The 23,873-nt window shown below is 72.0% G+C and carries 20 protein-coding genes; 13 read left to right on the forward strand and 7 right to left on the reverse strand.

The features are described 5' to 3' along the window. Positions 1-38 precede the first annotated feature (38 nt). From AC1DT4_RS07280 to AC1DT4_RS07290, 3 genes are all read right to left on the reverse strand, one after another. Positions 39-2,012, reverse strand: coding sequence for a beta-galactosidase (locus AC1DT4_RS07280; RefSeq protein WP_477089109.1), 1,974 nt, complete (start codon positions 2,010-2,012; stop codon positions 39-41). Then, complete coding sequence (locus AC1DT4_RS07285; protein WP_477089110.1) at positions 2,009-3,133, reverse strand: Gfo/Idh/MocA family protein; 1,125 nt, start codon at positions 3,131-3,133, stop codon at positions 2,009-2,011. Before AC1DT4_RS07285 ends, AC1DT4_RS07280 begins: the two co-directional genes overlap by 4 nt. Positions 3,134-3,354: 221 nt before the next feature. Next, positions 3,355-4,401 carry a LacI family DNA-binding transcriptional regulator gene (locus tag AC1DT4_RS07290; protein ID WP_477089111.1) on the reverse strand — a complete coding sequence of 349 codons (1,047 nt, stop codon included), beginning with the start codon at positions 4,399-4,401 and terminating at the stop codon, positions 3,355-3,357. Between the two features lie 334 nt (positions 4,402-4,735). On the opposite strand from AC1DT4_RS07290, the gene AC1DT4_RS07295 reads away from it, so the two are divergent. The 10 genes from AC1DT4_RS07295 to AC1DT4_RS07340 all read left to right on the forward strand — a co-directional run bounded on the left by AC1DT4_RS07295 (position 4,736) and on the right by AC1DT4_RS07340 (position 16,293). Further along, positions 4,736-6,250 (forward strand): sugar ABC transporter ATP-binding protein, encoded by a 1,515-nt coding sequence (locus AC1DT4_RS07295; RefSeq protein WP_477089112.1) that lies wholly within the window; start codon positions 4,736-4,738, stop codon positions 6,248-6,250. Further along, positions 6,247-7,275 (forward strand): ABC transporter permease, encoded by a 1,029-nt coding sequence (locus AC1DT4_RS07300; protein ID WP_477089113.1) that lies wholly within the window; start codon positions 6,247-6,249, stop codon positions 7,273-7,275. Before AC1DT4_RS07295 ends, AC1DT4_RS07300 begins: the two co-directional genes overlap by 4 nt. Next, entirely contained in the window at positions 7,275-8,321 is a 1,047-nt protein-coding gene (locus AC1DT4_RS07305) for an ABC transporter permease (RefSeq protein ID WP_477089114.1), read from the forward strand. Before AC1DT4_RS07300 ends, AC1DT4_RS07305 begins: the two co-directional genes overlap by 1 nt. 32 nt (positions 8,322-8,353) lie before the next feature. Further along, positions 8,354-9,403: a rhamnose ABC transporter substrate-binding protein gene (gene rhaS, locus AC1DT4_RS07310; protein ID WP_477089115.1), complete on the forward strand. Its 1,050-nt coding sequence runs from the start codon at positions 8,354-8,356 to the stop codon at positions 9,401-9,403. A 111-nt stretch (positions 9,404-9,514) separates the two neighbouring features. Further along, positions 9,515-9,880 carry an L-rhamnose mutarotase gene (locus AC1DT4_RS07315; protein ID WP_477050617.1) on the forward strand — a complete coding sequence of 122 codons (366 nt, stop codon included), beginning with the start codon at positions 9,515-9,517 and terminating at the stop codon, positions 9,878-9,880. Then, the gene (rhaI, locus tag AC1DT4_RS07320) at positions 9,877-11,031 is read left to right on the forward strand and encodes an L-rhamnose isomerase (RefSeq protein WP_477089116.1); all 1,155 of its coding nucleotides are present in this window, start codon (positions 9,877-9,879) and stop codon (positions 11,029-11,031) included. Before AC1DT4_RS07315 ends, rhaI begins: the two co-directional genes overlap by 4 nt. Next, positions 11,028-13,061, forward strand: coding sequence for a bifunctional aldolase/short-chain dehydrogenase (locus AC1DT4_RS07325; protein WP_477089117.1), 2,034 nt, complete (start codon positions 11,028-11,030; stop codon positions 13,059-13,061). The genes rhaI and AC1DT4_RS07325 overlap by 4 nt, the downstream gene beginning before the upstream one ends. A gap of 88 nt (positions 13,062-13,149) precedes the next feature. Continuing rightward, positions 13,150-14,622: a rhamnulokinase gene (locus AC1DT4_RS07330; protein ID WP_477089118.1), complete on the forward strand. Its 1,473-nt coding sequence runs from the start codon at positions 13,150-13,152 to the stop codon at positions 14,620-14,622. A gap of 76 nt (positions 14,623-14,698) precedes the next feature. Beyond that, positions 14,699-15,472, forward strand: a complete 774-nt coding sequence (locus AC1DT4_RS07335; RefSeq protein WP_477089119.1) for an SDR family oxidoreductase — start codon at positions 14,699-14,701, stop codon at positions 15,470-15,472. 164 nt (positions 15,473-15,636) lie between these two features. Continuing rightward, complete coding sequence (locus tag AC1DT4_RS07340) at positions 15,637-16,293, forward strand: class II aldolase/adducin family protein (RefSeq protein ID WP_477089120.1); 657 nt, start codon at positions 15,637-15,639, stop codon at positions 16,291-16,293. Between the two features lies 1 nt (position 16,294). On the opposite strand, the gene AC1DT4_RS07345 is transcribed toward AC1DT4_RS07340, so the two are convergent. Next, on the reverse strand, positions 16,295-17,254 hold the full coding sequence (locus AC1DT4_RS07345) for an AEC family transporter (RefSeq protein WP_477089121.1): 960 nt from the start codon (positions 17,252-17,254) through the stop codon (positions 16,295-16,297). Between the two features lie 105 nt (positions 17,255-17,359). Between AC1DT4_RS07345 and AC1DT4_RS07350 the strand changes: the two genes are divergently transcribed. From AC1DT4_RS07350 to AC1DT4_RS07360, 3 genes are read left to right on the forward strand one after another with little or no spacing between them, the layout of a single operon-like run. Beyond that, positions 17,360-18,118, forward strand: coding sequence for a 3-ketoacyl-ACP reductase (locus AC1DT4_RS07350; protein ID WP_477089122.1), 759 nt, complete (start codon positions 17,360-17,362; stop codon positions 18,116-18,118). Further along, positions 18,118-20,139, forward strand: coding sequence for an FAD-binding protein (locus AC1DT4_RS07355; protein ID WP_477089123.1), 2,022 nt, complete (start codon positions 18,118-18,120; stop codon positions 20,137-20,139). Before AC1DT4_RS07350 ends, AC1DT4_RS07355 begins: the two co-directional genes overlap by 1 nt. Further along, on the forward strand, positions 20,139-21,281 hold the full coding sequence (locus tag AC1DT4_RS07360; protein ID WP_477089124.1) for an SGNH/GDSL hydrolase family protein: 1,143 nt from the start codon (positions 20,139-20,141) through the stop codon (positions 21,279-21,281). Before AC1DT4_RS07355 ends, AC1DT4_RS07360 begins: the two co-directional genes overlap by 1 nt. Positions 21,282-21,287: 6 nt before the next feature. Here the strand turns inward: AC1DT4_RS07360 and AC1DT4_RS07365 are convergent, their stop codons facing one another. From AC1DT4_RS07365 to AC1DT4_RS07375, 3 genes are read right to left on the reverse strand one after another with little or no spacing between them, the layout of a single operon-like run. Next, positions 21,288-21,605, reverse strand: a complete 318-nt coding sequence (locus AC1DT4_RS07365; RefSeq protein WP_477089125.1) for an SHOCT domain-containing protein — start codon at positions 21,603-21,605, stop codon at positions 21,288-21,290. Between the two features lie 55 nt (positions 21,606-21,660). Next, entirely contained in the window at positions 21,661-22,578 is a 918-nt protein-coding gene (locus tag AC1DT4_RS07370) for a sugar phosphate isomerase/epimerase family protein (protein WP_477089126.1), read from the reverse strand. Beyond that, positions 22,575-23,738: a Gfo/Idh/MocA family protein gene (locus AC1DT4_RS07375; protein WP_477089127.1), complete on the reverse strand. Its 1,164-nt coding sequence runs from the start codon at positions 23,736-23,738 to the stop codon at positions 22,575-22,577. Before AC1DT4_RS07375 ends, AC1DT4_RS07370 begins: the two co-directional genes overlap by 4 nt. Positions 23,739-23,873: the final 135 nt, after the last annotated feature.

The following is a 23,873-nucleotide window of genomic DNA, read 5'->3' on the forward strand; positions in this document are numbered from 1 at the left end:
GCCCGGTCCTGGACCTGGCGGGCGTCGTCGTCGGGCGGTCAGCCTTCGCGCACCACCGCGACCGCGCCGGGTGCGACGACGAGCGTGCCGCCGGCCACCGGCTCGTCGCGGAGCAGCTCGTGCCCGGCCGCGCTCACCTTGACCTCGTCGGTGGTGTGGTTGAGGACGAACAGCCAGGACCGTCCGTCGTCGGCGTGCCGGCGCACCAGCTCGACACCCTCCGGGGCGTCGCCGGGCGTCAGCCCCGCCTCCGCGATCAGCGCGTCGGTCACGCCCTGCACGCCGTCGGCGTCGAGCCGCGTCGCCAGGTACCAGGCGGCGCCGGCGCCGACCGGTCGGCGCGTCAGCGCGGGCCAGCCCGCGAGGTCGCCGTCGACGAACGTCCGCACCACCTCGGTGTCGGGGCCGACGTGGATCTGCTCGGACCAGACGTCCGCCGGGGAGCCGTCGTCCAGGGTCAGCACCTCGCCGTCCTGCAGCGCCCAGAGCTCCTCGGTCCGGACCCCGAGCAGCTCGCGGAATGCGCCCGGGTAGCCGCCGAGGCGGACGTGGTCGTGCTCGTCGGCGATGCCGGAGAAGTACGTGACCAGCACCGACGCCCCGTCGGCGGCGGCCTGCGCGATGTTCGCCGCGTCGTCGTCGGAGACCAGGTAGAGCGTCGGCACGACGACCAGCTCGTAGCGCGACAGGTCGGCCGACGGCCGCACGATGTCCACGGCGATGTTGCGCTGCCACAGCGCCCGGTAGTGCGCGAGCACGCGGTCCGGGTAGGTGACGGCCGTGGACGGGTGGCTGTCCAGCTCGGTGCCCCACCACGCCGGGTAGTCGAAGACGATCGCGGCCTGCGCGCGGACCCGGCTGCCCTCGACCTCGCCGAGCGCCCGCAGCGCCGACCCGAGCGCGACCGTGTTCCGCCACACCTCCGTGTCCGTGCCCGCGTGCGGCAGCATCGCCGAGTGGAACTTCTCCGCCCCCGCGGCCGACTGCCGCCACTGGAAGAACATCACCGCGTCGGCGCCGTGGGCCACGTGCGCCAGCGAGTGCCGGATCATCTCGCCCGGGCGCTTCGTGCGGTTGCGCGGCTGCCAGTTCACGGCGCTGGTCGAGTGCTCCATGAGCATCCACGGCTCGCCGCCGGCCACCCCGCGGGACAGGTCCGCGCTGAATGCCAGCTCGATGTGCGCGTCGGGGTCGTGGGCGCGCGTGTAGTGGTCGTTGGCGATGACATCGAGGTCGGCCGCCCACGAGAAGTAGTCCATCCACTTCGTGCCCGTGCTGAGCATGAGGTTGGTCGTCGTCGGGATGTTCGGCGTGACCTCGCGCAGCACGTCCCGGAGTGCCCGGTAGTGCACCAGCAGCTCGTCGGAGGAGAACCGCGCGAAGTCGAGCTGCTGCGTCGGGTTGGGGTACGTCGGCGCGCTGCGCGGGGGCAGCACCTCGTCGAAGTCGTCGTAGCGCTGCGACCAGAACGCCGTGCCCCAGGCGTCGTTGAGCGCCTCGACGGTGCCGTACCGGTCCGCGAGCCAGCGCCGGAACGCCGTCGCGGCGTCGTCGGAGAAGTCGTGCGGCACGTGGCAGCCCAGCTCGTTGTCGACGTGCCAGATCGCCAGCGCCGGGTGCTGCCCGTAGCGCTCCGCCATCGTCCGCGTCATCCGCAGCACGTACTCGCGGTACGCCGGCGACGAGACCCGGTACGCCTGCCGGCCCCCCGGGTGCAGCACCGTGCCGTCCGCCAGCACCGGCAGGAACTCCGGGTGCTTGCGCGTCAGCCACGGGGGCGGGCTCGCGGTGGCGGTGGCCAGCGTGACCTTGATGCCGGCGGCGTGGAGCCGGTCGAGGATGTCGTCCAGCCACCCGAACTCGTGCTCGCCCTCGCGCGGCTCCAGCTGCGCCCAGCTGAAGATCCCGACACTGACCAGCGTGACGCCGGCCTGCTGCATGAGCTCCACGTCCTCGATGCGCGTGGCCAGGGGCCACTGCTCGGGGTTGTAGTCGCCGCCGTACTGGATCATCGGGTCCTCGTCTGTCGTAGGTCTTCGACGCCGTGCAGGAAGCCGTCGCGCAGCTCGCTGCCCGGCGCCAGGTCGGCCTTGGTGACGGGCCGGCCGAGGGAGGCCGACGCGTAGATCGCGGTCACCAGCTCGAGCGACCGGTGCGGGTCCGACGCTACGGGCGGCAGGGGCTCGCCGGCGCGCAGGGCGTCGTAGACCGCGCGGAGCAGCGGCGTGTGGCCCGAGGGCTCGTCGTCGGCGGGCAGGGTCCAGGATGACGGGTTCTCCGGAGCCTCGCCGCCCGTGACCGAGGGGGCCGCGGTCAGGCGCCACGAGCGGGCGTCGTGCCCGTACAGGTGCTCGACCTCGACCGTGCCCAGCGTGGTGTCGACCCGCACGTAGCTGACCTGCCGCGGGGCCAGCGCCGTGGTCAGCACCGACACGATCGCGTCGTTGGCGAACCGGATCACGGCCGTGGACGTGTCCTCGGTCTCGAGGTCGCGGTCCAGGCGGAAGGCGCGGGCGTCGACCTCCGCCCACTCGCCGAGCAGGAACCCGAGCAGGTCGAGCTGGTGGATGCCGAGCCCGAGGAGCGGTCCGCCGCCCTCGGTCGCCCACTTCCCGCGCCACGGGACCGCGTAGTAGTCCTCCTGCTTGCGGTACCAGAGCGTGTGGCAGACGCCGACGAGCGGGCGGCCGAGCGTCCCGTCCGCGAGCAGCCTCTGCACGTGGCCGACGGCGGTGCCGGTGCGCTGCTGGAACACCACGGCGTACTCGCGGCCGACCTCGCGGGCGACCTCGAGCACGTCGTCCAGGTCCTTGAGGGAGAGCACCGGCGGCTTCTCGCAGACCACGTGCGCACCGGCCCGCAGCGCGGTGATCGCCTGGTCCTTGTGCAGTCCCGGAGGCGTGCACAGGTGCACGACGTCGACCGACTCGGTCCCCAGCAGCTGGTCCAGGCTGTCGTACCGGCCGGGCACGCCGAACTCGTCGGCGAACGCGTCCCGCACGGCCGGGTTGGGGTCGGCGACCGCGACGACCTCCGCGTGCGGGTCCGCCGCGAGAACCCCGGCGTGCGCGTGGGCGATGGCCCCGGTCCCGACGAGGGCGACCCTCAGCCGACCCTCCGACAACTCCGTCACGTCCGCTCCCTCGCGTCGTCCACTACCGTGCCCGGCAACGGTAAGCGCTTGCCTATCGATCCGTCCACGCGCGCCGCCCCCGCCCGGCACCGCGAGGTCGCGAGTTCGGGACGAAGTCGCGAGCTGCAACGCACGACATCGTCCGAAACTCACGACCTCGCGGCCGTTGACCGGCCGTTGTCGGCGCGACCAGCTCGCTCAGCGTCGACCGGCCGCGCGCGTCAGGCCGACGGGTCCGACGAGCCGCGGACCACCAGCTCCGGCTGGAACTGGACCCGCTGATGCTGGAAGGACGCGCCCTCCGACCGCTGCCGCAGGAGCAGGTCGGCGGCGGTCCAGCCCAGCTGGTGGGTGGGCTGGCGGACGGAGGTGAGCGGCACGGTGAGCATCGACGCGAACACGACGTCGTCGTAGCCGACCACCGCCATCTCGCCGGGGATCGCGACACCGTGGGCCCGCAGCGCGCGCAGAGCGCCCAGCGCGGTGAGGTCGTTGACGCAGAACAGGGCCGTCGGGCGCTCGCCGTCCAGTCCGAACAGCTCGTCGATCCCGGCCTCGCCGCCGTCGGCGTTGAGCGAGCCGATCGTGATCTCGACGAGGGCCTCCGCGGGGTCGAGCCCGGCGGTCGCGAGCGCCTCGAGCACGCCGGCGCGGCGGTCGTGGCACTGCTTGATGGTCAGCGGCCCGTTGATGAACGCGATGCGGGTGTGACCGAGAGCGATGAGGTGCTCGACGGCCAGGGCGCCGCCGCGGACGTCGTCGACGGCGACCGACGAGATGTCGTCGACCGGGGAGGTGGTGTCGAGCAGGACGACGTCGATGCCGCGGTCGCGCAGGGCCAGCAGCCCGTCGAGCGAGCCGGCGGACGGCGTGACCATGACGCCCTGCACGCCGTGCTCCTCGAAGAGCCGGAGGTACCGGGCCTCGCGCTCGGGGTCCTCGTCGGAGGACGACAGCATGAGCGTGTACTCGTCGGCGGCCAGCCGGTCCTCGACGCCGCGCGCGACCTCGGTGAAGAACGGGTTGGCGATGTCGAGGACGATCGCACCGACGGTCTGGATGGTCCCGGCGCGCAGCTGCCGCGCGGAAGCGTTGCGGACGAACTGCAGCTCCTCGATGGCCACGAGCACGCGGTCGCGCGTGGAGTCGCTGACCTGGTCGGGGCGGTTGAGCACGTTCGAGACCGTGCCGACGGACACGCCTGCCCGCCTGGCGACGTCCGTGATGGACGGACGGCGGTCCGCGCGTCCCCGTGTCGTCGTCGACATCGACCGTCGTCCTCTCCGTCACGCACTCGATCGACCGGCGGCCGCAGGCGACCGGCGCGTCGGGCCTCGGCCGCACTGCGTCCGCCCGATGCTAGTTGTCCCTGCGGCGGCCATGGCGCAGGACACGTGCTCACGGTAGTGAATCGATTCACCACGCACAAGACCGAGCAATGCGAACCCGTGGGGGCCAGAGGTGCGGACCGGGGTCTGGAGCTTCCGATTATTACGATTCAAACAGTCCGTTGACGGCCGGCCGAACAAGGGCCTAAGGTCCGTTTTACCCGATTGAATCGTTTTAACCTTCTCGACACCGTCGTCGGAACGGAGACGCTGCATGGTGGTCGCTGGCAGCGTCCCGGCGCTCGAGCTGGCCGGTGTGGCCAAGTCGTTCGGCCCCGTCGTCGCCCTGCGCTCCGGCTCGCTCACCGTGCACCCGGGCTCGATCCACGCCCTCGTCGGCGAGAACGGCGCGGGCAAGTCGACGATCGTCAAGATCATGTCCGGCCTGTACCGCCGGGACGCGGGAGTGTTCCGCCTGAACGGCGAGGACGTCGACTTCACGTCCACGGCCGAGGCGAAGGCCGCCGGCGTCGCGGTCATCTACCAGGAGCCGACGCTCTTTCCGGACCTCAGCGTCATGGAGAACATCTTCATGGGCCGTCAACCGCTGCGGTCCGGGCGCCGGATCGACCGGCGGTCCATGCGGGCGCGGTCGGCCGAGCTGTTCGCGCGGCTCGGCGTCCACCTCGACCCCCTCCGCCCGGCCGAGGGTCTGTCGATCGCCGACCAGCAGATCATCGAGATCGCCAAGGCCATCTCGCTGGACGCCAACGTGCTGGTGATGGACGAGCCGACGGCCGCGCTCTCGGGCGTCGAGGTCCGGCGGCTGTTCCAGGTGGCGCGCAGCCTCCGCGACGAGGGCCGGGCGCTGGTCTTCATCTCCCACCGGTTCGACGAGGTCTTCGAGCTGTGCGACACCGTCACCGTGCTGCGCGACGGCGAGTACATCGCGACGTCCGCCATCGCCGACACGTCGGTGAACGAGATCGTCACGCAGATGGTCGGACGCCAGGTGGACGACCTCTTTCCCAAGGTGCCGGCGCAGATCGGCGACGTGGCTCTGGAGGTGCGCGGCCTGCAGCGCTCCGGGGTGTTCCACGACGTCTCGTTCGAGGTGCGCTCCGGCGAGATCGTCGCCCTGGCCGGGCTCGTCGGTGCGGGCCGCAGTGAGATCGCCCGCGCGGTCTTCGGGGTCGACCGGTACGACGCCGGCACCGTGGAGCTGCACGGGAGGCCGGTGGTGCCGGGTCGTCCCCGCGCCGCCGTCGCGGCGGGCATGGCGCTGATCCCGGAGGATCGCCGCCAGCAGGGCCTCGTCACCGAGTCCACCGTGGCGAAGAACGTCACGGCGGTGATCCGGTCGCGGATCTCCCGCTACGGGCTGCTGACCACGGGTCGGGAGAGCGCGGCGGCCGGCCCGTGGGCCTCGCGTCTGGAGGTCAAGACGAATGCGCTCGACATGACCGGGAGCACGATGAGCGGCGGCAACCAGCAGAAGGTCGTCATTGCGAAGTGGCTGGCCACCGAGCCGACGCTCCTCATCATCGACGAGCCGACGCGCGGGATCGACGTCGGGACGAAGGCCGAGGTCCACCGGCTGCTCTCCGAGCTGGCCGGGCGGGGCATGGCGATCCTGATGATCTCCTCCGAGCTCCCCGAGGTGCTCGGCATGGCCGACCGCGTGCTCGTCGTCGCCGAGGGTCGCATCACCGCTGACCTCCCCCGCGCCGACGCCACCCCGGAAGCCGTCATGCACGCGGCGACCGCGACCCTGGAGCACCAGTCGTGACCGAGCTCCTGGTCGAGCCCAGCCAGCTCTCGCCCGCGAGGCGGGCGGCGCGCACGGTGCTGCGCTCGCGCGAGCTCGCGATCGCGATCGTGCTGGTGGTGGTGATCGCGGCGGCGACGATCAAGACGAACACGTTCCTGTTCAGCCCGAACAGCTGGCGCGACCTCCTGGTGACGCCGTCGATCCTGATCCTGCTGGCGGTCGGGCAGGCCGTCGTCATCATCACGCGAAACGTCGACCTGTCCGTCGGGTCGGTCCTGGCGTTGACCGCGTACCTGTCCGGCCGGATCTTCGTCGCCAACCCGTCGATCCCCATCATCGTCGTGTTCCTGATCGCGATGGCCGCCGGCGCGGGGCTCGGCCTGATCAACGGCGTGCTGGTCGCGTTCGGCAAGGTCCCCGCTCTCGTGATCACGCTGGGCACGCTCTACATCTACCGGGGCATCGTGCTGAGCTGGGCGGGCAGCAACCGGGTGAACGCGTCCGACCTGCCTGACGCCTTCCTCGCCCTGGGCACCAAGACGCTCGCGACGATCCCCGTCCTGACGATGATCTCGATCGTCTTCCTCGTCGTGGTCGGCTACTACCTGTACACCGCGCGCGGTGGGCGTGAGCTGTACGCGATCGGGTCGGAACCGGCTGCGGCCGTGCTGTTCGGCCTGCCCGTGCGCCGCCGGGTGATCGGCGCGTTCGTCCTGTGCGGCTCGCTGGCCGGCGTGGCCGGGGTCGTCTACGCGGCCCGATACGGGACCATCAGCTCCGGCGCCGGGGTTGGGATCGAGCTGCAGGCGGTCGCGGCCGCGGTCATCGGCGGCGTGGCGATCTTCGGTGGCAGCGGCACCGTGTGGGGTGCCGCCCTCGGAGCGGTGCTCCTGGTCACCATCAACCGAGCCCTGCCGATCCTCGGGATCCCGGACTTCTGGCAGCAGGCCGTCGTCGGCGTCCTGATCATCGGCGCGATCGTCCTCGACCGGGTGCTCGCCAGGCGCAACGCCCGCAGGCTCGTCGAAGCGAGGGATGCCTGATGGCTCGCAGCTACCCCGCTCACGCCAGGCCGCTGTGGCAGCGGGCCCTGCTCACCCGGGAGATGGCGATGATCGCCCTCCTCGTGGTGGTCGTCCTCTACTCGCTGCGGAACGTGCCCAACTTCGGCAACCCGCTGACCCTGCCGTACCTGGTGCTCGACACCGCGCCCATCCTGCTCATCGCGCTCCCGATGACGCTGGTGATCGTGACCGGCGAGATCGACCTCTCGGTGGCGAGCGTGGTCGGGCTGAGCAGCGTCACCCTGGGCGTGCTGACCGAGGCGGGATTCTCGGTGCCCGCGGCAGCGACCGTCTCGCTCGCGGTCGGCGTCGTGTGCGGCCTGCTCAACGGGTTCCTGGTCGCCTACGTCGGGCTGCCCTCGCTGGCCGTCACGATCGGCACGCTCGCGCTGTACCGCGGCATCGCCGTCGGGCTGCTCGGCACCAAGGCCGTGACCGACTTCCCCGAGCGGTGGACCGACCTGGCCACCGCACGCATCGGCGGCAGCCAGTTCCCCGTGGTCGTCATCCCGATCGTCGTGCTCGCCGCGGTGTTCATCGTCCTGCTGCACTTCACGCCCTTCGGGCGCGGTGTGTACGACATCGGTCTGAGCGCGGACACCGCCCACTTCTCGGGCGTCCCCGTCGCGCGCACCAAGCTCATCCTGTTCGTCCTGGCATCGACGGTCGCGGCGTTCGCCGGCGTCTTCTTCACGCTGCGCTACGGCAGTGCGCGCGGCGACAACGCGACGGGCATGGAGCTCCAGGTCGTGGCTGCGGTCCTGCTGGGTGGCGTCTCGATCTTCGGCGGCCGCGGTGCGCTCCACGGCGTGCTCGCCGGCGTCCTGCTCATCGGCGTCATCTCCAGCGCCCTGCGGCTCGAGAGCGTGACGGTCAACGTCATCAACATCATCATCGGCGCCCTGCTGGTCGTGTCGGTGATCTCCACGAGCGTCGTCGGATGGTTCGTCCGACGACGACAGCGCCCCGCGAAGGCACCGTCCACCCCCGCGACACCCACGGCCGGACGCCCCAGCCCGGCCTGACCGACCATGTACCCGCCCAGGAAGGAAGAACGATGAAGTTCACCACGAAGCGGCCCGCAGCTCTCGCCGCACTGGCTGTGACGATCGCCCTCACGATTGCCGGGTGCTCCGGCGACAGCGGGGGCAGCGGCGACGGCTCGACCGACGCCAGCAGCGGAGGCGGCGGCGGCGACGTCTCCGTCGTCATGCTCCCGAAGAACCTGGGCAACCCCTACTTCGACACGAGCACCAAGGGCGCCAAGGCGGCGACCGAGGAGTTCGGCGGCACGTTCTCAGAGGTCGGCCCGGACACCGGGTCGCCTGACGCGCAGGTGCCGTTCATCAACACCGCGGCGCAGCAGGGCACCAAGGCGCTGATCGTGTCGGCCAACGACCCGAAGGCGATCTGCGACGCCCTCGACGAGGCGCGCCAGGCCGGAACCAAGGTGGTCACCTTCGACTCGGACACGGACGCGTCCTGCCGTGACCTGTTCATCAACCAGGCGACGGCCGAGGGCATCGCGAAGGTCCAGATCGACATGGTGGCCGACCAGATCGGTGACGCCGGGGAGATCGCGATCCTGTCGGCCAGCGCGAACGCCACGAACCAGAACTCGTGGATCGAGATGATGAAGAAGGACCTGGCCGACAACCACCCGAACATCACGCTCGTCGACACCGTCTACGGCGACGACGACGACCAGACGTCGTTCGACAAGACCGCCGCACTCCTGCAGTCGCACCCGGACCTCAAGGCCATCATCGCGCCGACGACGGTCGGCATCGCGGCCGCGGCCCGCTACATCTCGACGTCCGACTACAAGGGCAAGGTCGCGGTGACCGGGCTCGGCACGCCGAACCAGATGCGCGAGTACGTCGAGGACGGCACGGTCACGGAGTTCGCCCTGTGGAACCCGGAGGACCTCGGGTTCCTCGCGGCCTACGCGGCGGACGCCCTGGTCAAGGGCGACATCACCGGCAAGGAGGGTGACACCTTCACCGCCGGCAAGCTCGGCGACTTCACGGTGGGCGCCGACGCCACGGTGCTGCTCGGCGAGCCGTACAAGTTCAACAAGGACAACATCGGCGACTTCGACTTCTGAGGTCGGGCGCAAGGGGCCGGGTGCGCGTGCGCACCCGGCCCCTTGACAGGTCGGCCAGCGCTTACCTAGGCTGCATGAATCGTTTCAAAGACGATTCGAGAAAGGCGTCGCATGACCCGCGTGTGCTTCATCTCCCGCGTCCGGCCCGACCGGCTGGACGAGTACCGGTCCCGGCACGCCGCCGTGTGGCCCGAGATGCTCGAGGCGCTGCGCGACACCGGCTGGCGCGACTACTCGCTGTTCCTCGCCGACGACGGCCTGCTCGTCGGCTACCTCGAGACCGACGACTACGCCGCCGCCCAGGAGGCCATGACCCGCACCGCGGTGAACCCGCGCTGGCAGGCCGAGATGAGCGACTTCTTCGTCGACGACGGCAATCCCGACGAGGGCTTCCGGGTCCTCGACGAGGTGTTCCACCTGGAGGACCAGCTGCTCGCGGCCGGCCTCCCGACCCATGCACAGGAGCTCCGCGCATGACCATCACTGACGTCCTGGCCCAGCAGACGATCGAGCTCCCCTCGTGGGCGTTCGGCAACTCGGGCACCCGGTTCAAGGTGTTCGCCCAGCAGGGCGTGCCCCGCGACCCCTACGAGAAGATCGCGGACGCCGCGCAGGTGCACCGCTACACGGGCGTCGCCCCGCGGGTCAGCCTGCACATCCCGTGGGACCTGGTCGACGACTACGACGACCTCGCGGCGCACGCGGAGCGGCTCGGCGTCAGCATCGGGGCGATCAACTCGAACCTGTTCCAGGACGACGACTACATGCTGGGCTCGCTCACGCACCCGTCCGCGGCGGTGCGCAAGAAGGCGGTCGCCCACCACCTGCAGTGCATCGACGTCATGCGCGCCACCGGGTCCACGGACCTCAAGCTCTGGCTGCCGGACGGTCTGAACTACCCCGGCCAGGACTCGTTGCGCGCCCGGCAGGACCGGCTCGCGGACTCCCTGGCGGAGATCTACGCGGCGCTCGACCCGAACCACCGGCTGATCCTCGAGTACAAGTTCTTCGAGCCGGCTTTCTACTCGATGGACATCCCCGACTGGGGCACGTCGCTCCTGCACTGCCTCGCGCTGGGCGACCGGGCGTTCGTCGTGCTGGACACCGGGCACCACGCGCCGGGCACCAACATCGAGTTCATCGTCGCCCAGCTGCTGCGCGCCGGTCGGCTCGGCGCGTTCGACTTCAACTCGCGGTTCTACGCGGACGACGACCTCATGGTCGGCTCGGCGGACCCGTTCCAGCTGTTCCGGATCATGCACGAGATCGTGCAGTCGGGTGCCCTGGCACCGACGAGCGGCGTGAACTTCATGCTCGACCAGTGCCACAACATCGAGCCGAAGATCCCGGGGCAGATCCGCTCGGTCATGAACGTGCAGGAGGCGACGGCGAAGGCGCTGCTGGTCGACGCCGATGCGCTGCTCGCGGCGCAGACGGCGGGGGACGTCCTGGGCGCGAACGGCCTGGTGATGGACGCGTACAACACCGACGTCCGGCCGCTGCTCGCGCAGCTGCGGGAGTCGCAGGGCCTCGACCCCGACCCGATCGGGGCGTACAAGGCGTCGGGCTACGCGGAGAAGATCGTCGCCGAGCGGGTCGGCGGCACGCAGGCGGGATGGGGAGCATGAGCACGGTCGCAGACGAGCTGGTCGCACGGTCGAACCGCCTGGGGGCGGACCCGCGCACGACGAACTACGCCGGCGGGAACACCTCCGCCAAGGGCACGGCGACGGACCCGGTCACGGGCTCGGACGTCGAGCTGCTGTGGGTCAAGGGCTCCGGCGGCGACCTGGGCACCCTGACGCAGAAGAACCTCGCGGTGCTGCGCCTGGACCGGCTGCGCGCGCTGGTCGACGTGTACCCGGGGGTGGAGCGCGAGGACGAGATGGTCGCCGCGTTGGACTACTGCCTGCACGGCAAGGGCGGTGCCGCGCCGTCGATCGACACCGCGATGCACGCGCTGGTCGACGCCGCGCACGTGGACCACCTGCACCCCGACTCGGGCATCGCGTTCGCGACCGCCGCCGACGGCGAGGCCCTGACGCAGGAGGTCTTCGGCGACTCGGTCGTCTGGGTGCCCTGGCGCCGGCCCGGGTTCCAGCTGGGGCTGGACATCGCGGAGATCAAGGCCAAGAACCCGCAGGCGATCGGCTGCATCCTGGGCGGCCACGGGATCACCGCGTGGGGCGACACGTCCGATCAGGCGGAGGAGCGCTCGCTGCACATCGTGCGCACCGCGGAAGAGTTCATCGCCTCGAAGCTCGCGTCGGGTCCGCACCCGTTCGGGTCCGTGGTGGCCGAGGCCCTTCCCGACGACGAGCGCCGCGCCCGCGCGGCCGCGCTCGCGCCGGTGATCCGCGGCCTGGCGTCGACGGACCGGCCGCAGGTCGGCCACTACACCGCCTCGGACGTCGTGCTCGACTTCGTGTCCCGCGCGGAGCTGCCGCGCCTGGCCGAGCTCGGCACGAGCTGCCCGGACCACTTCCTGCGCACCAAGGTCAAGCCGCTCGTGGTGGACCTGCCGGCGGACGCCCCGCTGGAGGACGTCGTCGGCCGGCTCAAGGAGCTCCACGCGCTGTACCGGGCCGACTACCAGGGCTACTACGACCGCAACGCGACGCCGGACAGCCCGGCGATCCGCGGCGCCGACCCGGCGATCGTGCTGGTCCCGGGCGTGGGGATGTTCTCGTTCGGCAAGGACAAGCAGACCGCGCGCGTGGCCGGCGAGTTCTACGTCAACGCGATCAACGTGATGCGCGGCGCCGAGGCGATCAGCACCTACGTGCCGATCGACGAGGCCGAGAAGTTCCGCATCGAGTACTGGGCGCTGGAGGAGGCCAAGCTGCAGCGCATGCCGGCGCCGAAGCCGCTGGCCACGCGCGTCGCGCTGGTGACGGGCGCCGGGTCGGGCATCGGGCGCGCGATCGCCGAGCGGCTCGCCGCCGAGGGTGCCTGCGTCGTGATCGCGGACCTCAACCTCGAGGGCGCTTCCGAGGTCGCCGCGTCGCTCGGCGGGCCCGACGTGGCCGTCGCGGTGCGGGCCGACGTGACGTCGGAGGCCGAGGTGGCCGACCTGATCGCGGCCACGTCGCTCGCGTTCGGCGGCATCGACCTCGTCGTCAACAACGCGGGGCTGTCGATCTCCAAGCCGCTGCTGGAGACCACGGCGAAGGACTGGGACCTGCAGCACGACGTCATGGCGCGGGGCTCGTTCCTGGTCGCCCGCGAGGCCGCGCGGGCGATGATCGCGCAGGACATGGGCGGCGACATCGTCTACATCGCGTCGAAGAACTCCCTGTTCGCCGGCCCGAACAACATCGCGTACTCGGCGACCAAGGCCGACCAGGCCCACCAGGTCCGGCTGCTCGCTGCCGAGCTCGGGGCGTTCGGCATCCGGGTCAACGGGGTCAACCCCGACGGCGTCGTGCGCGGCTCGGGCATCTTCGCCGGCGGCTGGGGCGCCCAGCGCGCGGCCACCTACGGCGTGCCCGAGTCCGAGCTGGGCGCGTACTACGCCCAGCGCACGCTGCTCAAGCGCGAGGTGCTCCCGGAGCACGTCGCCGCGGCGGTGTTCGCGCTGACCGGCCCGGACCTGGTGCAGACCACCGGCCTGCACGTCCCGGTCGACTCCGGCGTGGCAGCGGCCTTCCTGCGATGAGCCCCGAGAACGTCACCTCACCGCGAGAACGGCACTACGAGGTGCCGTTCTCGCGGCGATCTGCCGTTCTCGGCCGTGACGGGGTCAGATGAGCGCGTTCGCTGCCGTCGACCTCGGGGCGTCGTCGGGCCGGGTCATCGTCGGGACCGTCGCCGACGACCGCGTCAGCCTCCACGAGGTCAACCGGTTCCCCAACAGGCCGGTGCGCGTGGGCGGCTCGTTGCACTGGGACGTGCTCGGGCTCTACCGGGGGATCCTCGACGGGCTGCGCGCCGCGACGCGCGAGGTCGGCGCGCTCGACGGCGTCGGCATCGACTCGTGGGCGGTCGACTACGGGCTGCTCGACGCCGACGGCGCCCTGCTCGGGAGCCCGTTCCACTACCGGGACGTCCGCACCGACGGGGTCGCGGACAAGGTCTTCGCGACGATCCCGGCCGCCGAGCTGTACGCGCGCACGGGGCTGCAGGTGCAGCCGTTCAACACGCTGTTCCAGCTGGTCGCCGCGCAGGGGACCGCCGCCCTGGGCGCGGCCCGGCGCGCGCTGCTGATCCCCGACCTGCTCGGGTACTGGCTCACCGGCGTCCAGGTGGCCGAGGTGACCAACGCGTCGACCACCGGCCTGCTCGACGCGACCACGCGCGCCTGGGCGACGGACCTCGCGGACCGGCTCGGCATCGACACCGGCCTCCTGCCGCCGCTGCGCGACGCCGGCGCGCTGCTCGGTCACGTGCGCGAGGACGTCGGGCTGCTCGGGTCGGTGCCGGTCTGGACCGTGGGGTCGCACGACACGGCGTCGGCCGTCGTCGCGGTCCCGGCCACCGCCGACGACTTCGCCTACATCTCCTGCGGCACGTGGTCCCTGGTCGGCCTCGAGCTGGACCGCCCGGTGCTGACCGACGAGAGCCGCGCCGCCAACTTCACCAACGAGGCGGGCATCGACGGCACGGTCCGGTACCTGCGCAACGTCATGGGCCTCTGGGTGCTCCAGGAGTCGATCCGGACCTGGAACGAGGCCGGCCTGCCCGCCGACCTGCCCGACCTGCTCGCCGCCGCGGCCCGGGTCCCCGCCCTGACGACGGTCGTCGACATCGACGGGCCGTCGTTCCTGCCGCCCGGCGACATGCCCGCGCGCATCGCCGCGGAGGCCGTGCGGACCGGGCAGACGCCCCCGCAGTCGCAGGCCGAGACCGTGCGCTGCATCCTCGACTCGCTCGCCCTGGCGTACCGCGGGGCGGTCCGGCAGGCGTCGGCGCTCGCCGGCAGGCCGGTCTCCGTGGTGCACGTCGTCGGCGGAGGCGTGCGCAACGAGCTGCTGTGCCAGCTCACCGCCGACGCGACCGGGCTGCCGGTGGTGGCCGGGCCGGTCGAGGGCGCCGCGCTCGGGAACGTGCTGGTCCAGGCGCGCGCGGCCGGGGCGCTGTCCGGGGGGTTGGCGGAGCTGCGGGCGGTCGGCGCGCGCGGTCTCGGGCTGCGGCGGTACGAGCCCGGCGCGACGGGTGGACCGACCGACCGGCAGTGGGACACAGCGGCCTCGCGGGTGGGACGGGACGAAGGTCCGTAGGAGGCGCGGCGCGCGGTTCCTAGCGTGGGAGACGAGGCCCCTCGATGGCGTCGGGCCCAGTCCCGAAGGAGTCGTCATGCGCACCGTCGTCGTCACCGGATCGGCATCGGGCATCGGGCTCGCGACCGCGGAGATCCTGCGCGACCGCGGGGACCGCGTCATCGGCGTGGACCTCCACGACGCCGACGTCACGGTGGACCTCACCACGGCCGAGGGCCGGGCGTCCATGGTCGCGCAGGTCAGGGAGCTCAGCGGCGGGACCATCGACGCGGTCGTCGCCAACGCCGGCCTCGCCCTGCCGGTCCCGGCCACCGTCGCCGTCAACTACTTCGGCGCGCTGGCCACCCTCGAGGGCCTCCGGCCGCTGCTGCTCGGCTCCGACGCGCCCCGAGCCGCATTGACCAGCTCGATGGCGAGCCTCATGCCGCACGACGAGCTGCTGGTGGACGCCGCGCTGGCCGGCGACGAGCAGAAGGCCATGGTCCGGGCGCAGGAGATGGTGGACGCGGGCCATGGCGACCTGATCTACGCGTCGAGCAAGGTCGCGCTCAGCCGGTGGATGCGTCGGACCGCGGCGACGCCGGCCTGGGCCGCCGCGGGCATCCCGCTGAACGGGATCGGTCCGGGGATCGTCGAGACGCCGATGACGGCCGACCTGCTCGCGACCGACGAGCAGCGTGCCGCGATGGCGGACGTGGTGCCGATGCCGCTCAACGGCTACATGCAGCCCGAGGTGCCGGCCCGGCTGCTGGTGTGGCTGGTGAGCGAGGAGAACTCGCACCTGTGCGGGCAGCTCGTCTTCGTCGACGGCGGCTCCGACGCGGTGATCCGCGGCGACAGCACCTGGTGAGCGTGAGACCGACGCGCGGGGCCGCTGCGGACGGGTCCGCGCGCCGGTCGGGCCATCGTCCAGCCGGAGCTCCCGTCGGCGCGGGGACCAAGGTCCCGCGCCCGGGGGCGCCGATCACGCCACCATGGGGTGAAACGATTCATCCAGATCGAGAGGTGTCGGCCATGCTGCAGTCCCACCGCACCGCGCGAGCGACCCCGCAGGTGCGCGACGAGATCCTCTACTACTGCCGCGAGTCCGTCCGGGCCGGTCTGAACTTCAACACCCAGGGCAACATCAGCGTCCGCCTGGGCGACGACGCCGTCGTGATCACGCCGTCGGGCGTGCGGTACGACCGGATGACCCCGGACGACCTGGTGGTGGTCGACCTCGACGGCAGCGTCCTGTCCGGAAGCCTGCTGCCGTCGACCGAGCTGCCCGTGCACCTCGCGCACTATCGCCGGCGTCCCGAGGTCCGGGCGATCGTGCACACCGAGTCGACCTTCGTGAACGTGCTCGGGGTCCTCGGCCGGACCATCGACCCGGTGCTGCTCAACATGGTGCTGTACGCCAAGGGGCCGGTCCCCGTCATGCCCTTCGAGTTCTCCACGCACGCGGAGTTCGGCCGGCGGAGCGCCGAGCTCATGGGCGACCACGTCGACGCGGTCGTCTGGGCGAACCACGGGCTGCTGGCCGTCGGCACGACGCTCGAGCGGGCGTTCAAGGTGGCCGTCGCGGTCGAGGAGAACGCCGAGGTGCTGCACCACGCGAGCCTCGCCGGCGTCCCGAACGTCCTCGTCTACGACCGCATCGTGGTCCCCGAGGGCGCGCGGCTGCCGTAGGTCAGCCCAGCGTCGCGGCGACGACGAGCAGGACCGGCACGCACAGCACGGTCGTCACGAGGCCGGCGTCGCGGGCGAGGGCCTCGCCGTGCCGGTACTGCATCGCGTAGACGAGGACGTTCTGGGCAGTCGGCAGGGCGGCCATCGCGACCACGGCGAGCAGCGCGTGCGGAGGCAGGTGGAGCGCCGTGCCCAGACCCCACGCGAGGACCGGGTGCGCGACCGTGCGCAGGCCGACGGCGAGCGCGAGGTCGGGTCGGGGCGCGGCGGAGTCGATGGTGCGGGGGACGGCGAGCGACATCCCGAACGTCAGCAGCGCGAGCGGGGCGGCTGCCGCGCCGACCAGCCGGAACGGCTCGAACACCGCATCGGGCAGGTGCCACGGGAGCGCCGCGAGCACGAGCCCGACCAGGGTCGCGACGATGATCGGGTTGCTCAGCGTGCGCCGCGCGACTGCGCCGACGCGCATCGGCCCGCTGCGCGCGTCGAGGACGGCGAACGCCACGGGGGCGAGCACGAGCAGCTGGAACAGCAGGGTCGGCACCACCGCGACGGCGTCGCCGAGCAGGTAGACGGCGAGCGGGAGCCCGAGGTTGCCGGCGTTGACGTAGGACGACGCGAGCGTCCCGATCGTCACGTCGGCCGAGGTTCGGCGCCACGCGAGCCGCAGCACCAGCACGGCGAGCAGGGCGACCACGGCCGTCGACGTCCAGGTGACGAGCGCGGTGCGGGACAGCAGGAGGTGGAGGTCGGCGTGCGCGACCGTGCTGAGCAGCAGCGCGGGCGTCGCGACAGTGAACACGACTCGGGCGAGCACCGGCGCGGCCCGGTCCCCGAGGATCCGGCGGCGCGCGAGCAGCCAGCCGAGCACGACGACGGCGCCCATCGTGCCGAAGGCGACGACGACGCCGCCCATCAGGTCGCCGGGCGGCGTCGGGTCGTCACGCTCCGATCCTCGCATGAGGCGAAGCGGCGGGAAAGCGCTTGCCTCGATGCCGGGTCCCGTGGCACGATCGGAAGCGACGCGCAGGTCACGCGCGCGTCCCGCACACGAGAGAAGGCAACGATGCCGGCAGTCGCACTGGTCACCGGTGGCAATCGGGGGATCGGCCTCGGGATCACGCAGCGGCTGCTCGCCGACGGCTTCGCGGTCTCCATCCTGGCCACGCGCGAGGAGCCGACCGAGCTGCTGGAGTCGTTGGACGCGCCCGGCCGGGTGCGTTACGTGCGCGGGTCGGTGGCCGACCTCGAGGACCACGCCCGGTTCGTCGACGACGCGGTCGGGGCCTGGGGTCGCCTCGACGTGCTCGTGAACAACGCCGGGGTCGCTCCCGCCGTGCGGGCTGACCTCCTCGAGGCCGGCCCCGAGAGCTTCGACCGGGTGCTCGGCATCAACCTGCGCGGGCCGTACTTCCTCACGCAGACGTTCGCCAACCGGGTCATCGCGGTCGGGTCCGATGCCCTTCCGCGCGCCACCGTCATCAACGTGTCGAGCATCTCCGCGACCGCCGTCTCCACCAACCGCGGCGACTACTGCGTCAGCAAGGCCGGTGTCGCCATGGCCACCCAGCTGTTCGCGGTGCGCCTGGCCCCGGAGGGGATCGCCGTCTACGAGGTCCGGCCGGGCGTCATCGCGACGGACATGACCGCGGGGGTCACCGAGAAGTACGACGCGATGATCGAGAACGGACTGGCGCCGATCAACCGGTGGGGACGGCCGTCCGACGTCGCCGGCGCCGTCTCGATCCTGGCCTCGGGGCAGACCCCGTACTCGACCGGCGAGGTGTTCCACGTCGACGGCGGCATGCACATCCCGGTGCTGTGATGGCCGACGTCCTGGACGGCGTGCCCGTCGTCACCGTCAACACCGTCGTCGTCGGCACCGGCTCGGCCGGCTTCTGCGCGGCCGACCGCCTGTGGGAGCTGGGCCAGACCGACGTCGTGATGGTGGCCGACAAGGTCAACGCCGGCTCGTCGCGGAACGCAGGCTCGGACAAGCAGACCTACTACAAGCTGACGTTGTCCGGCGGCGACGGCGACTCCGTGCGAGAGATGGCCGAGACCCTCTACTCCGGCGGCGCGATGGACGGCGACAACGCGCTGGCCGAGGCCGCCCTGAGCGCCCGCGGCTTCCTGCGCCTGTGCGACCTCGGGGTCCCGTTCCCGCAGAACCGGTACGGCGAGTTCATCGGCTACAAGACCGACCACGACCCTCGTCGTCGCGCCACGTCCGTCGGCCCGTACACGAGCCGGTCGATGGTCGAGCAGCTGGAGAAGAAGGTCCACCGCAACGGCACGCGCATCTACGACGAGTGCCGCGTGGTCGATGTCATCGTCGACGACGGCGCGGTCGCCGGGCTGCTGGTGCTCCGGACCGACGTCCCGCACGACGGCACCGAGAGCCCGTTCCTGCTGTTCCGCTGCACCAACCTCGTCTACGCGACCGGCGGTCCGGCGGGGATGTACGCGACGCGCGTCTTCCCCAACGGCCAGTGGGGGGCGTCCGGCGCCGCCTACCGCGCGGGCGTGCACGGCAAGAACCTCACCGAGTGGCAGTTCGGTCTGGCCTCGACGCACCCGCGCTGGAACGTGTCCGGCACGTACATGCAGGTCATCCCTACGTTCGTGTCGACGGACGTTTCTGGCGAGGACCCTCGCGAGTTCCTGACCGAGGCCATCCCGGACTATGGGCAGCTCCTGTCGCTGGTGTTCCTCAAGGGGTACCAGTGGCCGTTCGACATCCGGAAAGCGCGCGACGGGTCGTCGCTCATCGACCTGCTCGTCTACCGCGAGACCGTCCTGCGGGGGCGGCGGGTGTTCCTCGACTTCCGTCGGAACCCGGTCTTTCCCGAGCTCGACCCGTCGGCGCTGAGCCCCGAGGCTCACGACTACCTCGACCGCGCGGGCGTCCTGTTCGGCACGCCGATCGAGCGGCTGCGGCGCATGAACGAGCCCGCGTACCAGTTCTACCTGGGCAAGAACCCCTACGTGGACCTCGAGACGACGATGCTCGAGGTCGACGTCTGCGCGCAGCACAACAACGGCGGGCTCGTCGTGGACGCCTGGTGGCACTCGAACGTCGAGGGGTTCTTCCCGGTGGGTGAGGCGGGCGGCGCGCACGGGGTCTACCGGCCCGGCGGCGCGGCGCTGAACAGTGGGCAGGTGGGCGCGACGAGGGCGGCACAGTTCATCGCGGCCCGGCGCGGCTCTGCGCCGCGCGAGTTCGCCGCCGCCGCTGCGCCCGTTCTCCGGGCTGCGCTCGGGCTCGTCGACGCCGCCTCAGCACGCGCGGCCTCGGGGATCCCCGACAACACGGGTGACCTGCTGCGGGAGGTCCAGGTGCTCATGAGCGCCAAGGCCGGCCCGGTCCGGTCGGCCGCGTCGATCGACGAGGCCCTGGTCCAGGTCCACGAGTGGCTGTCGACCTACGAGGCGACCGTGTCCGCCGACGCCTCGTCGCGCCGCTCGATCAACCGGACCTTCCTGGTCCGCGACATTCTCACCAGCGCGTACGTGTACCTGTCGGCGATGGCCGACTACGTCGCGCACGGCGGACGGTCCCGGGGTTCGGTGCTCTACACCGACCCGGCGGGCGAGCTGCCGCACGGCCTCTCGGAGCTTCCCGACGTCTTCCGCTTCACGCTAGACGGCGGCGCTCTCGACGACGAGGTGCAGGAGACGTCGTGGGTGCCGGCGTCGGGTTGGCGGCCCGTCGTGCCACGGGTTCCCGACGACCCCGCCGGCGAGCCGGTGTTCCGGTGGCGCCCGCGCCGACCCATCCCCGAGGACGACGACTTCTTCGAGAACGTGTGGCGCGAGTTCCGCGAGCACGGGAACGTCCACTGATGCGCGTCGAGCTGCCGGACTCCCGGGTCGAGATCCGCGGCGCCGCCTGGCTGGAGGAGTCGGCGGACGGCGTGCTGCCGCACCGGCTCCCGGCCGCGGCGCGTCGCCAGTTTCCCGACGACTTCATGGCGATGGTCGAGTCGCAGCCGTCGGGGGTCCGGCTGCGGTTCCGCACGTCCGCCCGCACGGCCCGGCTCGAGGTCCGCGCGCTGCGGGTGGCCGTCGACCCCGCCCCGCCGGGCGCGCCGCAGCCGTACGACGTGCTGGTCGACGGGTCGGTCGTGCCGCAGCCGTCGGCGGTCGCGTCCGACGCGGGAGTCCTGCTGCTCGAGCCCGGTGCCGGCTCGACCGTCGAGCGACCCGGGCCGCCCGCCGTCGTCCAGCTGGTCCTGGGCGGCGACGGCCTCACGGACCGGGACGTCGAGATCTGGCTGCCGCCGGGGGAGACCACGCGCCTTCTCGCGCTGACCACCGACGAGCCCGTGTCGCCACCCTCGCCCGTGCAGGCTCCCCGGTGGGTGCACCACGGCTCGTCGATCAGCCACGGCGCCGGCGCGTCGTCCGCGCTCGGTGCCTGGCCCGTCGTGACCGCCCACGCCGCGGGCCTCGACCTGGTGAACCTCGGCTTCTCGGGCAACGCCGTGCTCGACCCGTTCGTCGCGCGCGCGATCCGGGACCAGCCCGCCGACGTCATCACGCTCAAGCTCGGCATCAACGTGGTCAACCACGATGCGATGCGGCTGCGCGCGTTCGCCCCTGCCGTGCACGGCTTCCTCGACACGATCCGCGAGGGTCACCCGACCACGCCCCTGGTCGTCGTCTCGCCCCTGCTCTGCCCGCTCGTCGAGACCACCCCGGGGCCCACGTCGCTCGACCCCGCGGACCCGTCGGTCTTCCGCACCGTCGGGCACCCGTCCGAGGTCGCCGACGGGAAGCTGTCGCTCACGGTCATCCGATCGGTGCTGAGCGCGGCGGTGTCGGCCCGCGAGGACGCCGCCCTGACCTACGTCGACGGGTTGTCGCTCTACGGCTGGTCCGACTGGGACGACCTGCCGATGCGGGACCTCATGCACCCCGACGCTCCGGCGCACCGGCTGATCGGGAAGCGGTTCGGCGCCATCCTCGGCGACCTGCTGGCCTGAGCCGGCTCAGACCTGGCCGAGGATCCGACGGCGCATCTCGCCGTGCTCGTCGGCGCTGATCAGGCCGCGCCGGCGCAGGTCCTCGGCCTCGGCGAGCCGGGACTCGACCGAGCGCTCCGGGGCGAGCGCCAGGCTCTGGTGCGCCTGCGCGAGCACCTGGGCATCTGCCGTCAGAGGGTCGAGCCCTGCGTCGCGCAGCACGCGCGCCCTGCGCACCGCCGACACGAGGGCGACGACGATGCCGAGCACGATGAGCACCGGCACGATCGTGAAGGCCGCGCCGAACGCGACGTCCGCGCCGGTGGGCAGGAGCGGGTCGAACATCGAGGGGCCTCCCGGATCGGTTGCGCGTCACGGTAGCGCTCCGGGTCGGTGCCCGTCAGAGGAACGGCTGCACGTGCTCCAGGTAGCGCTCGGCGAGCGTCGCGATCGTCTGGTCGCCCGGGGCGTCCCAGACCGACTCGTTGAAGATCTCGACCTCGACGTCTCCGGAGTAGCCGGTCTCGGCGACCCACCGGGTGATCGTCGGGAAGTCCACGTACCCGTCACCCACGTGCCCGCGGGAGAGCAGCGCGTCGGCGGCCAGCGGCAGGATCCAGTCGCAGACCTGGTAGCTCGCGATCCGGCCGGCGGCACCCGCGCGGGCGATCTGTCGCTGCAGGTCCGGGTCCCACCACACGTGGTAGGTGTCGACGACGACGCCGACGACGTCCGCCGGGAACGGATCCGCGATGTCGAGCGCCTGGCCGAGGGTCGAGATCACGGCCCGGTCGGCGGCGAAGATCGGGTGCAACGGCTCGAGCACCAGCCGGACCCCGTGGCCCGCGGCGAACGGCGCGAGCTCGCCGATGCGGTCCGCCACGCGCTGGCGGGCTCCGACGAGGTCCCGCCCGCCCGGCTCCRTGCGGGCGGGTCCGCCCGGCCCGGTCGCGGCCGGCAGGCCGCCGACGACCATGATCAGCTCGCGCGTACCCAGCGTCGCCGCCTCGACGATGGCGCGACGGTTGTCGTCGAGGGCCGCCTTGGCGTCGGTGTCGTCCTCGGCGGTGAGGAAGCCACCGCGGCAGAGCGACGAGACGCGCAGTCCGGCGTCGGCGATGATCGTCGATGCCTCGGCCGCGCCCACCTCGTGCACCCGGTCCCGCCACGGGGCGATCGCGGGCAGCCCGGCGCGCACGGCACCGTCGACGGCCTCCCGCAGCGTCCAGTACTTGGTCGTCGCCGTGTTGAGCGACAGCCGGGCCAGCGCCGTGCTCGTCGCGCCCACCGCCGGCTCCGCCCAGGTCCCCGTCGTCACAGCGTGATGGTCGGGACGTCGAGGCGGCGGCCCTCCGCCGACGACCGCAGGCCCAGCTCGGCCAGCTGGACGCCACGCGCGGCCGACAGGAGGTCGAACCGGTGGGTGCGCCCGGCGACGACGTCGCGCAGGAACTCCTCCCACTGCAGCTTGAAGCCGTTGTCCAGGTCGCCGTTGGCCGGCACCTCGAGCCACTGGTCGCGGAACGACTCCGTGACGGGCAGGTCGGGGTTCCACACGGGCTTCGGGGTGTGCGCGCGCTGCTGCGCCACGCACTTGTTCAGGCCGGCGACCGCCGAGCCCTGCGTCCCGTCGACCTGGAACTCCACCAGCTCGTCGCGGTACACGCGGACGGCCCACGAGGAGTTGATCTGCGCGACCACCGGGTCGCCGCCGGGCGTCTCGATCTCGAAGATCCCGTACGCGGCGTCGTCGGCCGTCGCGTCGTACGCCTCGCCGCGCTCGTCCCAGCGCGTGGGGATGTGCGTGACGGCCTGCGCGTTCACGGTCTTGACCGTGCCGAGGATGCCCTCGAGCACGTAGTTCCAGTGGCAGAACATGTCGACGACGATGCCGCCGCCGTCCTCCTTGCGGTAGTTCCAGCTGGGGCGCTGGGCCTCCTGGCCGTCGCCCTCGAACACCCAGTAGCCGAACTCGCCGCGCAGCGACAGGATCCGGCCGAAGAAGCCCTCGTCCACCAGCCGGCGCAGCTTGACCAGGCCCGGCAGGTAGAGCTTGTCGTGCACCACGCCCGCCGACACACCCGTGCTCTCGCGCAGCCGCGCCAGGTCGATGGCGTCCGCCAGCGTCTCGGCCGTCGGCTTCTCCGTGAAGATGTGCTTGCCGGCCTTCATCGCCGCGGCGAGCGCCTCGTACCGGCGGCTGGTGACCTGCGCGTCGAAGTAGATGTCGACCGTCGGGTCCGCGATCACCGAGTCCGCGTCCGTCGTCCAGTGCTCGACCCCGTGCAGCTCGGCGAGCTCGCGGACCTTGTCCGCGTTGCGCCCGACGAGGATCGGCTCGACCTGCACCCGCGTGCCGTCCTCGAGCGTGACGCCGCCCTGGTCGCGGATCGACAGGATCGACCGGACGAGGTGCTGGCGGTAGCCCATCCGGCCGGTGATGCCGTTCATTCCGATGCGCAGGGTGCGAGTCGTCATGGGTGCTGCTCCGAGTGTTCTGGACCGCGTTGTCGGTCGGAGTGGAATGCGCTTTCCAGCGTAGCGCATCGCTGTGCCGTCCCGTCAAGGGGATCGGGCAGTGCTCCACCCTGGGCCGTGCCTCCAAGCCGCGCA

The sequence above is a fragment of the Cellulomonas sp. P4_D11 genome, assembly GCF_056401915.1.